Raw genomic sequence first — 10919 nt, forward strand, 5'->3', positions numbered from 1 at the left:
ATCATGTAGAAAGAGGGGGAAGCTGTGTCATCCTTTAATATTAAACGTTGGATCATTAAACCTTTTGTGTTTTTCACAATACTTTTTATCCTAAAAGCATTTCTGGCTTGGGGCGTCATTTTTGATGATGTACTGCCTTGGAAATCATTACTGACAGAAATCCCTTTTGCCTGGGCGCTCTTCTGTATTATTGAGCGGTTCGCCTCCAAACGAAAGCTTGGATATTACATGACAGTCAATTTATTAGTAACAGCCATCTTTTTCGCAGCCATTATGTATTTTAAATATTATGGTGTCATTGTAACTTACCATGCCGCGGAACAGGTGAATCAAGTCACAGCCGTCAGCAACAGCGTATTCTCACTGATGGATCCTTACTACCTGTTAATCTTTACAGATATAATTGTCCTAGGAGGCTATTTCTTCTTTAATAAGAAAGGCCGTGTCTATAAAAAAGAGAATATCAACCGTCGTAACGGAAAAATAAAATATAGTGTTCTATTCGCAGTCTCACTTGGTTTATGCTTGTTTAACATTTTGCCTAATAAGGCTAGTATGAACGAAATTAAGAAAGCTCAGGAGATGGGTATTCTTAACTATGAAGCCTATACGATCTTTGCAAAAGAAGAACCAGAGCTTGTGCAATCAAGTGACATTACACAAGATGCCATCAACAAAGTGAAGGGGATTAATACTGCGGTTAGTTCTCCACTTCATGGCACGGCTAAAGGCAAAAATCTTATTATCATTCAATTGGAATCCTTCCAGAACTTCTTGCTGGGTCTTGAGCTAGACGGGCAAGAGATTACACCGAACCTGAACAAGGTAATGAAGGATAGTCTTTACTTCCCTAATTTCTATCAAATGGTAGGTCAAGGGAATACGTCGGATGCAGAATTCGTAGTGAACACATCCGCCTACATCCCTCCGCGTGGTGCGGCAACGATGTCCTATGTGGATAAGGTGCTACCAAGTCTGCCACGCTTGCTTAAAGACAATGGGTATCAGACCGCAACCTTCCACACCAATGTCGTAGAGTTCTGGAACCGTGGTGAGCTGTATGACTCACTGGGCTTCGATCATTATTATGATCGCTCATTCTTTGGTGAAGATGATGTTTTCTTCTTCGGCGCTTCTGATGATACGCTCTATAGTAAAACTGCTGACAAACTGAAAGAAATGAGCAACGAGGGTCAACCCTTCTACGCTCAGATCATTTCGATGTCAGCGCATCATCCATTCACAATTCCTGAGGAAAAATACCGCATGAAGCTACCAGAGCGTTACGAAGGTACTTTTGTGGGTGACTATATCCGTTCCCAGAACTATGCGGATGATGCCTTCGGACATTTCGTAGAAGAGCTTAAAGCGAATGGCGTATGGGATAACAGCGTGATCATGATTTATGGAGACCATATGGGACTACCTATTTATTCTCTCGATCATGATGATAAGCAATTAATGACTGAAATTTATGGTCATGAATATTCCTATGCGGATATGTTAAACATTCCTCTGCTCATTCATGCAGGAGACAGCACAGCATCACAGACCTTAGAGCAAGTCGGTGGCGAAGTGGATATTATGCCAACTGCTGCTGGTCTTCTTGGAATTTCATTAGAGAATAACCTAGTTTTCGGTCAAGATCTACTCAGTCAGACTTATAATTTGCTGCCAGAAAGATATTATTTACCTTCTGGATCTTTCATTTCCAGCTCAGGACTGCTTATTCCGGGTAACAGCTTTGAAGATAATACCCAATACCCTATTTATAATGGAAAAGCACCGGCTGCTACTGAGGATGAATACAACCGAGCATTGAGACTTCTACAGCTTTCCCATAGTTACATTACGCAGCTGCCAGACAAACCAATTGAACCTTAGAACTTATCATTATTATATTTCAAAGAAGGCCACCTTCTCTCCGGAGAAGGTGGCCTTCTTTCTGTATCTATAAGCTAAAGCTAGAGATTTACCGTTCCTGATCCTCGATCATACGGTAGTACTCCGCAAACTTTTGCAGCTCATCCGGCTTCAGTATAGATAAATGCTCAGCAAGCAGCTGTTTTGAACGGAAATGTCCTTCTTCAAGTATTTGCTGACCTTGCTCGGTGATCGTCACCACAACCGCTCTCCGGTCCGATCCATCCGTCTCACGCTTAATAAAACCCAGCGCTTCCAGGCGATCGAGCATCACGGTAATGGCACTGGATTTGACCTCCATAGACTCCGCCAGTTGTACCACCCGCGACTTTTTCTCTTTCGCTACTATATTTAACAGACCCATCTGAGGTACGGTAAGTCCGAGTTCTTTATGCAAAGTCCTTTGAGACATGATCTTACGCTGTACTCTCCACATGGATAATCCAAGACGCTCTATTAACGGATCTAATTGATGCGGCATCCTTGTTTCAACTCCCAATCCGTTTTTAATAACACAAGCGTACCACTAGAACTGGTCAGGATTCAATGCTTTTGTCTACTAAAGATTTCATAATCACGTTTATTTCCATATTTTTTCCACCATTTTACAATATCCGACACAAAAATACTATATTCTATGTAAGGTCATAGGCTTAACGATACGCTATAATCGTAGCAGTGAGAGCGATTGTCTCCGAAAACATATTTTGTCAAGGTTGGTGCAAAGAATGAAATTGGCAACTAAATTAACTTGGATGATGTTCATCGTGTTACTTCTTGTTGGATCATCCATCGGGTTCTTCGGATACCGTACTGCGTATAAGCAAGTAGATGAAGCAGCAGGTATCGAATTGGTAGGATGTGCCAATATTACAACCGGGCTGATTGACCCATCAGATATTACCGCGTTAATTGCAGGAGATCAAAGCAAATTGGAGGCTGTCGAAGACCGGATCGGTTGGATTGTGGCACATAAGGCTATTTTTAAAGAGGCGTTCATTTTATCGCTAGACGGAAAGATCCTCGCCGCAGATTCAAGCTTCAAAGCAAGAGGTTATAAAGCAGGCGACACTTTTTATTTCTCAGATGAAGAGAAGCAATTGATCACTAAATCTAAGCATTCCGCTTACTCCAAGGTTTATACATACGAAGGTACCTCACTTAAGACGGGTTACGGCCCCATCTATCAGGATCATGATCCGTCCAAGCCTATAGTTGCTCTAATGGCTATTAACTTCGATGGCCCATTAATTCAAGAACGGACCCGAGACATCATTGTTCAGCCTTTTATTATCGGGACTTCCATTCTAGTTATTGCTATTGTGGCAGCATATCTCTTAATCCGCCGAATGGTAAGTCCACTAACAAGGCTATCCAGAGGCGTAAATCTTGTTGCACAGGGTGATCTTACTCATGATCCTATTTCATTCAACAGCAAGGATGAGATTGGTACACTAGCTCGAAATTTCAACGGCATGACGCAGAGCTTGCGCATGCTCATTACCGAAGTTAATGAAACCTCCATGCAGGTGGCGTCTTCATCCGAAGAGCTCTCTGCCAGTGCACAGGAAACTAACCGTGCTGGTGAGTACAGTGTCAACGTTTCGATTGAACTTGCCGATGGAGCTAATACACAATTGCAAAATTTGGAGGGTGGATATAAGTCTGTACAAGACTTATCACACTTCATTACAGAGATTGCAGGAAATGCTGATAATGCAATGAATAATGCTACCAGTAACGCCGAAAAGGCTCGTACAGGTCGAGAAGCAATGGACTCTACTACACAACAGATGAGCATCGTCAGTGACAGCATCACTGATTTAGCTGTCATTATTGAAACCTTGGGTGGCTACTCCAAGGAAATTGAGAATATTGTGGGCACGATTGCGAGCATCGCAGAAGAAACCAATTTGCTGTCGCTGAATGCAGCCATTGAAGCTGCAAGAGCCGGAGAAGAGGGAAGGGGCTTTGCGGTAGTTGCACAATCCGTACGCAAGCTTGCCGAGCGATCCGCCCAATCTGCTGCTCAAATCGGACAACTCGTAAGCATCATCGTAAATCAGATGGACCAAGCAGGAGAAACCATGAAGCGCTCTACAGAAGAGATGGATCAAGGCCGGGAATTAATCGTAACGGCAGGTCAATCCTTCTCCGAGATTGAGATGTCTGTCTCTGGGATGGCTTCACAAAGTCAGCAGATTTCCGGAACAGTCCGCGAGCTAGCCTCCATCTCCGATGGTCTCGTTACTACTCTACAGAATATTGTAGACGTCGCTAATCAGACAGCAAGCGGTGCGGAAACATTATCCGCCTCCTCACAAGAGCAGCTTGCAGCCATGGAAGAAGTGGAGTCAGCTGCAGGTTTCCTGTCCTCGCTAGCTGAGAAGTTACAGATTCTAATTGAACGTTTCAAAGTATAATTCTTCTTATTCATGTAAGTTCTTAAACTTAAAGGGGCTAGCGACCAAGCAGAGAAATTCTGCTTGGTCGCTAGCCCCTCTTCTATGTATTGAGATCACGACGCTGCCGTATTCGCTATAAACCACTCACCCAGCTCATGTACAGGCATCGGCCGACCGTAATAATAACCCTGCATGACTCTACAACCCAGTGATTTCAGCAATTCAATCTGCTCTGGTGTCTCCACACCTTCCGCCACGACTTCCATATTAAGATGAGTCGCAATCGCAATAATATTGCTGATAATAGCTTTCTTGGAGTGCATCTTGCTGTTACGAATAAATACTTGGTCAATCTTGAGTGTGTTCACTGGGATTTCATCCAAATTACCAAGGGAGGAGAAGCCTGTCCCAAAGTCATCCAGCGATACTCTTACCCCAAGCAATCGAAGTCTAGACAGCTGTGCAACCGTCTCTTTCATGTTATGCATCGCAATGGACTCTGTAATCTCCAGTTCGAGAAAGTGTGGCTCTAATTCTGCACATGTGAGTGCTTCCGCTACAACATCGTATAGACTCCCATCCTCAAACATCCGTGCGGACATATTAATAGAGACCGGTACGTTAGCTATCTCTTCCTTATGCCAGAACCTGTTCTGGCTACACACATCATGTAGCATCCAATAGGTAATCGGAACGATCAGTCCGGTCTCCTCTGCAATAGGAATGAATTCCGCTGGCGAAATGATCCCATGCTCTGGGTGTCTCCAGCGCAGCAGCGCTTCAAGACCCACCGTAACATTCATATATGAATCCCATTTCGGCTGATACACAACCATAAACTCAGAACGAGCCAAAGCTTTTCGAAGATCCTTCTCTAGCGACATCCGCCGTAACTGATGGCGATTTACTTCCTGGTCGAACACACTGCATTTATTCTTACCTGAATCCTTAGAGGTATAAAGAGCCGTATCCGCAGCCTTCATTAGCGCTGAGCGATCAGTCCCATGCATAGGAGTCATACTGATTCCAACACTTGCAGTAACATATAGCTCATTGCCCTGAATACGATAGAATTCCTTAAGTTCATGCATAATATGCCCTGCTTCTTCCTGCGCACCCTCCAGCGTGCAATCTGGAAGAGCAATCAGGAATTCGTCACCGCCTAAACGGAAGATCTTTCCTTTATCCCCTACAGAACGAATTAATCTAACAGCGACCTCCTGTAGTAACATATCACCTATATCATGTCCCAGCGTATCATTAATCGACTTAAAGCGATCTAGATCTACAATAAAAACAGCACCAGATCTACTTTCAAAAAATTCATCTTTAAAATAGCGTTCTAGTCCATGTCGATTCGGCAGCTCTGTTAGCGGATCTTGATAAGCCATTCGTTCAAGCACATGGCGATCCAGAAATACGGCGCCAGCAGAAACTGCGAGCATAAGTAGCGCTGCCAGCGAAAATGCCATTAACAGTATAACATCAGTCTCTACAAAAAAAGGTTTGTTTCCAGGTAAGTTGTTATATTCAAAATGACAAGCCTTTACACTTGTGTAATGCAATCCGGTAACTGAAAATCCGATAAACAACGCCGAGTATAGCTTCCATCGCTGAAACCCTGCGCATTCTTTAAACTTTTGAAACATCAATAATCCGATATAAGACGAAACCAAAACCAGAATTACAGCAACGGCTTGAATCCATATATCATAATGAATCCTCGTCGCAATCTTCATAGAAGACATTCCGATATAATGCATAGCCGAAAAGCCGCTTCCCAAGAGAATACCACCTACTACTAAATTCCATATCTTTAACTGAGGAACAGATGTGATCCGGAATGCCAAATAGCAGAATAACACACCAACTAATAGTGATATTATAGATCTGCCTGGATAATAATTGACCTCCGCCGGAAAGCGATTCGCCATTATCCCAACATAATGTATTGCCCATATACCGCAGCCTAACACACAAGCTCCCGAGATCAACCACAGACGTCGGATTTTGCCAGTAGAACGCGAAACTTGCGAAATCAGATTTAGTGCAGAATAAGTAACTGTCGCCGCTAGCACAAATGATAGTAAAACAATCCAAACATTAAAGTGGATTCCCATTTTATCCATTAGTTAACCTCTTCACCGGTTTTGAATCCCGTAATCGCTCAGCGTATTTCTCAAGTAAAAAATCAGTACACGAATATCAGATATGGAAGAGTGCGTAAAGATTATAGGTTATCCATAAAAAGAAACTTTAGATGTATTCTACTCTGTATTCAGAAGATTGTCTAAGTAAATACTGGAATTTATACCCTTTTTTATTACGCGAAAAATGTCCATACTTGACACAATCACTCAACCCGGAAAACTTGAACCACGACCTGTTGATGATACATTTTTGGGAAATGTAATTCGCCATATCCATAGATTCAAAACTACCAGAACCAACAGGTAGATATAAACTCCACCCATAAACAAAGTGAAGACATAATGAATACCTGCCATCCCCATCAGCAAAAATAGTAACCCAAAGGAGCTTGCGGTGTAATCCTTCTGTTTAGCTGCCTCATAACGTTCTGAGAAAGGTAGTACCGGAGGATAAGAACGGAAACAAATGACCGCATAGATCAGCATTGCAAACAGCACGACTACCAAGTCTGGCACAATCCGCAGCCCAAACAACCAAAGATACACTATCGCTTCTATAGCGAATAAAGGTAATAGCAGGCGAACTATCGCTGCCTTAAGCATTCCACGATAGATGGGTGCGGTGTTTGGCAGAGGAATCAGCTTATAAATCCAAGAGCCTTTATAACCCGCAGAGTACCTTAGCATTAGAACAACCGTCTGAAGTAACGTCGCACCGAAATAAATCATCAGGTATGTGTTCGAATCCTTGATAGACGATGCATTTCCATCCCAAAAGATGCCAAATATAAAAATGAACGGGAAGACAATGGAATAACCGATTGCCGGATATACCTTTAACTTGAAGTCACGCTCATTCTTCATCATCGACCAGCTAAAACGAAAGAACATGCCCTCTACCGGGTTCTTACAAGTTATTTTCGACAACCAGTCCACCATTCGGGCGTTACTTTTGCCAACGTTCCCTTGTTCTGAAAGCTTCTGTAAGCTCTTTTCGAATAAAGGCATCAGCTTAATATAAGCCACAATCAGCAGAACCGGAATTACTAAAGCTAGCACTGAAAGCACCACGAAGTGTGTATCTCTCGCCCCGCCAATCAACATCTCAAATGGAGCCGCGAACCAAATCGGAGAAATCAAATACTGCCACCATGCCGGCTTAAAAGAGAGGCTCAATTCAGCAATATCGAACAGTCTAACAACGAGCTGATACCCTACTGTAATCCCTATAGTCAAAATGATCTGTACATAATTAATAATATCTTTGAGCTTCTCCCCGTCGAAAAACTTCATAATCAATAAATAAAGCAGCGCCGTAATGACGAGGATAAAGCAGTCCATCAGAATGATCTCAACAGCATATATTAGAAAAAATAGTACTCCCTGTTTGAACAGGCACAAAATCAGCGAAGGTCCGGTCAAGGTCAGCGTCACTGAAAATAAATAAATGAGAATGTGGATGCTCTTCGCCATGTTCAAGGTACGGCGGTTCACTGGCTTTGAAGCCAGTATGTTTTTGTCCCGAAGATCAAGCATCACGGAAGAGAAATCAGAGATCAGTGTGGTCGTAATCATAAACATCACTACACCAAACACTAGACTCATCTGCAGCATATAGTTCCCCGTTAACATCATAAGAGGAATTAACATGACGCCAAAAAGTAAATAAATCCATTGCACCCGCAGCGGCGAGCCCTCTTTCTTCTCCTCCTTCTTCTGCATTCCAGCGAGCACTGTCGGTGTTCTTCTTCCGTCCATCGTCAGTTTGACCTGCAGAATACTCCGCATCACATCATAATCAACTCCGATTCGGCTAAACCCACCTCGCAGCTTATCCAGAAGCTTCAGCACATAGAAATCAGTCATGAGAATATCCCTCTTGCATGACCGCAACAAATTCCCCAGCAATATCACGGTATTTATCAAATCCAGTTAGTTTATTAAAAATATCCTCAAGCGACCCTTCGCGGCCTTTCTCTCTTAGCTCAGCAAAGCTCCCATCCGCCACGATATCACCACCATCGATCAAAACAATCCGGCTACTGATCTTCTCAACTACATCCATGATGTGTGAAGAATAGAAAATGGTCTTGCCCCGTGCCGCCAAAGATGCAAAAATCTCCTTTACCACCATTACGCTATTGGCATCCAGACCGCTCAACGGTTCATCTAGGAACAGAATATCGGGATCATGAAGCATGCTGGAGATCAGCAGTACCTTTTGTTTCATCCCTTTGGAGAAGGTTGCGATTCGCGAATCATAAGCTTTCTCAAGACCTAGCAAGGCCATTAATTTTCCAGCTTTGGAATCCACATCACTACGCTTCATGCCATACAGCTCACCTACAAAAGTTAGATATTCCCTAGCGGTGAGGCTATCATATAATTCGGCTACCTCCGGCACATAACCTATTCTTTTTTTGTAAGAAACATCTCCATCAGCAATATCCCTACCGAAAATCTCTACTTTGCCGTTGTAGCCTTCTACCAGACCGAGCATAATCTTAACAGTTGTACTCTTTCCTGCCCCGTTAGGGCCGATATAGCCAATAATTTGTCCTCTGTATACCTTAAGGTCAATGCCCTTTAGCACCATTCGGTCCGTGTAGTTCATCCATAAACCAGAAATCGCAATGACTGGATCATCAGCAAGGCCCATATCCTAATCCCCTCTCTAGCGACTAATTGACGATGTTAAAAATTACTATTTCATAAAATTACAATAATTGTATCATTCAACTGAATCCCGCTCCATAATTTAACTCACTAATCTTATATCTATGAATGCTAATGCCCTGTTCAGCACAAAAGGGAGAACCATTGGTTCCCCCTTAGAGTGTAGAGATCTATCCCACACAAATTATTCTGTTTGATCCACTTGATCATATGAAGCTCTGGCCTTTTCAACCCATACATAATTTTGACTCGTCCACCGATTTAACGCTCTCATAGGCTCAAGTAAAGATACCCCTAGGGGTGTTAGAGAATACTCTACGATGGGTGGAACTGAAGGTGTAATCTCACGCTTTACCAACCCATCTCGTTCCAGTTGCCGCAAAGTTTGAGTTAGCATTTTTTTAGAGATGCCTTCGATTCGTCTTCTGATATCACTGTAACGAATGATTCCATCTTCCATGGCATAGATGACCAAAGCTGTCCATTTATTAGAGATAATATCAAGGACCTTACTGTACCCACAAATCGATAACGAGATATCAGGCTCTACGGCATTCGTCGAAAATGGATTGTTCATATAAAGTCCTCCCATGCACTTTTTGGTTCCCTGGACACTATAAAGTGCCTCCTTACTTAAGTGTAATTTATGGATTATTGTATGTCTATGCACTTCAAGAAGGAGAGATTGCTCATGAAAGTATACGAAATCCAAAGTGAATTTGGCCTCGATCAACTGAAGGTAGCCGAACGTCCAATTCCTAATCCTGGTTCTGGTGAAGTTCGTATAAAAATGCGGGCAGTTTCCCTTAACGCTAGAGATTTAGGTGTCATTGATGGTTTTTATAACCCAATTTTGAACGCTCCATTAATTCCAGTATCGGACGGTGTTGGTGAAGTTGTCGCCTTAGGTGAGCATACGTCCAGATTTAAGATTGGTGACCGGGTAAGCGGTATTTTTACTCAAAGTTGGGTTTCGGGAGAACCTACACAAGAAAATTGGGTGAGCTCACTTGGAAGTCCGCTTGATGGGTTGCTTGCAGAATATGTTGTGCTTCCCGAGGAGGGATTGGTTCGTGTTCCAGATCTATTAACTGATGAAGAAGCGGCAACACTTCCTTGTGCTGGTGTTACAGCCTGGCATGCTATTGTTGAAGAAGGAAAGGTGAAGGCTGGAGAGACTGTAGTGATACAAGGAACGGGTGGAGTTTCACTATTCGCGCTTCAATTTGCCAAGCTTCACGGTGCACAGGTGATCATCACATCAAGCAGCGATGAGAAGCTTAAGCGTGCAAAGGGATTGGGAGCGGATTTTGGTATCAATTATTTAAAGACTCCTGAATGGGATAAGGCTGTTCTTGAGCTGACAGGGGGACGCGGGGCAGACCATATTGTTGATCTCGGTGGATCATCCACATTAAATAAGTCAATCGTGGCGCTGCGGGTGGGTGGAAGGATCAGTCTGGTAGGCGGTCTGTCGGGCTTCCAAGTCGAGGGCTTTGAAATCATCCCTGCAATTCTGAGAAAAGCACGCCTTCAAGCCATCAATGTCGGAAGCCGTGACATGTTTGAGACGATGAACCGTGCGGTTGAACAAAATGGACTTCGCCCTATCATTGACGCTGTATTTCCATTTGAACAATCTGTTGAAGCATTGCAATACTTGGCTAAGGGTACACACTTCGGAAAAATCTGCATTAAGTTTTAACAGTAGAACCCCCCTGTAAAAAAGCAGGGGGGTTCTACTGTTATATTCAGCTACCGCCAA

The 10919-nt window shown here is 43.2% G+C and carries 8 protein-coding genes; 3 read left to right on the forward strand and 5 right to left on the reverse strand.

The genetic code is table 11. The annotated features are described in order from the left end of the window. Positions 1-24: 24 nt before the first annotated feature. Positions 25-1884 (forward strand): LTA synthase family protein, encoded by a 1860-nt coding sequence (locus MKY19_RS28740; protein WP_076285608.1) that lies wholly within the window; start codon positions 25-27, stop codon positions 1882-1884. A gap of 88 nt (positions 1885-1972) precedes the next feature. Here MKY19_RS28740 and MKY19_RS28745 read toward each other — a convergent pair whose 3' ends face one another. Next, entirely contained in the window at positions 1973-2404 is a 432-nt protein-coding gene (locus MKY19_RS28745; protein ID WP_339267683.1) for a MarR family transcriptional regulator, read from the reverse strand. A 247-nt stretch (positions 2405-2651) separates the two neighbouring features. On the opposite strand from MKY19_RS28745, the gene MKY19_RS28750 reads away from it, so the two are divergent. Beyond that, positions 2652-4346, forward strand: coding sequence for a methyl-accepting chemotaxis protein (locus tag MKY19_RS28750; RefSeq protein WP_339799251.1), 1695 nt, complete (start codon positions 2652-2654; stop codon positions 4344-4346). A 95-nt stretch (positions 4347-4441) separates the two neighbouring features. Here the strand turns inward: MKY19_RS28750 and MKY19_RS28755 are convergent, their stop codons facing one another. From MKY19_RS28755 to MKY19_RS28770, 4 genes are all read right to left on the reverse strand, one after another. Then, positions 4442-6457: an EAL domain-containing protein gene (locus MKY19_RS28755; protein WP_339799252.1), complete on the reverse strand. Its 2016-nt coding sequence runs from the start codon at positions 6455-6457 to the stop codon at positions 4442-4444. A gap of 228 nt (positions 6458-6685) precedes the next feature. Continuing rightward, positions 6686-8344: a hypothetical protein gene (locus tag MKY19_RS28760; protein WP_339799253.1), complete on the reverse strand. Its 1659-nt coding sequence runs from the start codon at positions 8342-8344 to the stop codon at positions 6686-6688. Then, the gene (locus MKY19_RS28765) at positions 8337-9137 is read right to left on the reverse strand and encodes an ABC transporter ATP-binding protein (RefSeq protein WP_339267690.1); all 801 of its coding nucleotides are present in this window, start codon (positions 9135-9137) and stop codon (positions 8337-8339) included. The genes MKY19_RS28760 and MKY19_RS28765 overlap by 8 nt, the downstream gene beginning before the upstream one ends. A 201-nt stretch (positions 9138-9338) precedes the next feature. Next, a complete protein-coding gene (locus MKY19_RS28770; RefSeq protein WP_339267692.1) occupies positions 9339-9731 on the reverse strand; it encodes a helix-turn-helix domain-containing protein in 393 nt (130 codons plus the stop codon). Between the two features lie 114 nt (positions 9732-9845). On the opposite strand from MKY19_RS28770, the gene MKY19_RS28775 reads away from it, so the two are divergent. Next, entirely contained in the window at positions 9846-10859 is a 1014-nt protein-coding gene (locus MKY19_RS28775; protein ID WP_042192608.1) for an NAD(P)-dependent alcohol dehydrogenase, read from the forward strand. The last annotated feature ends 60 nt before the right edge of the window (positions 10860-10919 follow it).

Source organism: Paenibacillus sp. FSL R5-0744, assembly GCF_037972555.1.
Lineage (GTDB): Bacteria > Bacillota > Bacilli > Paenibacillales > Paenibacillaceae > Paenibacillus_AQ.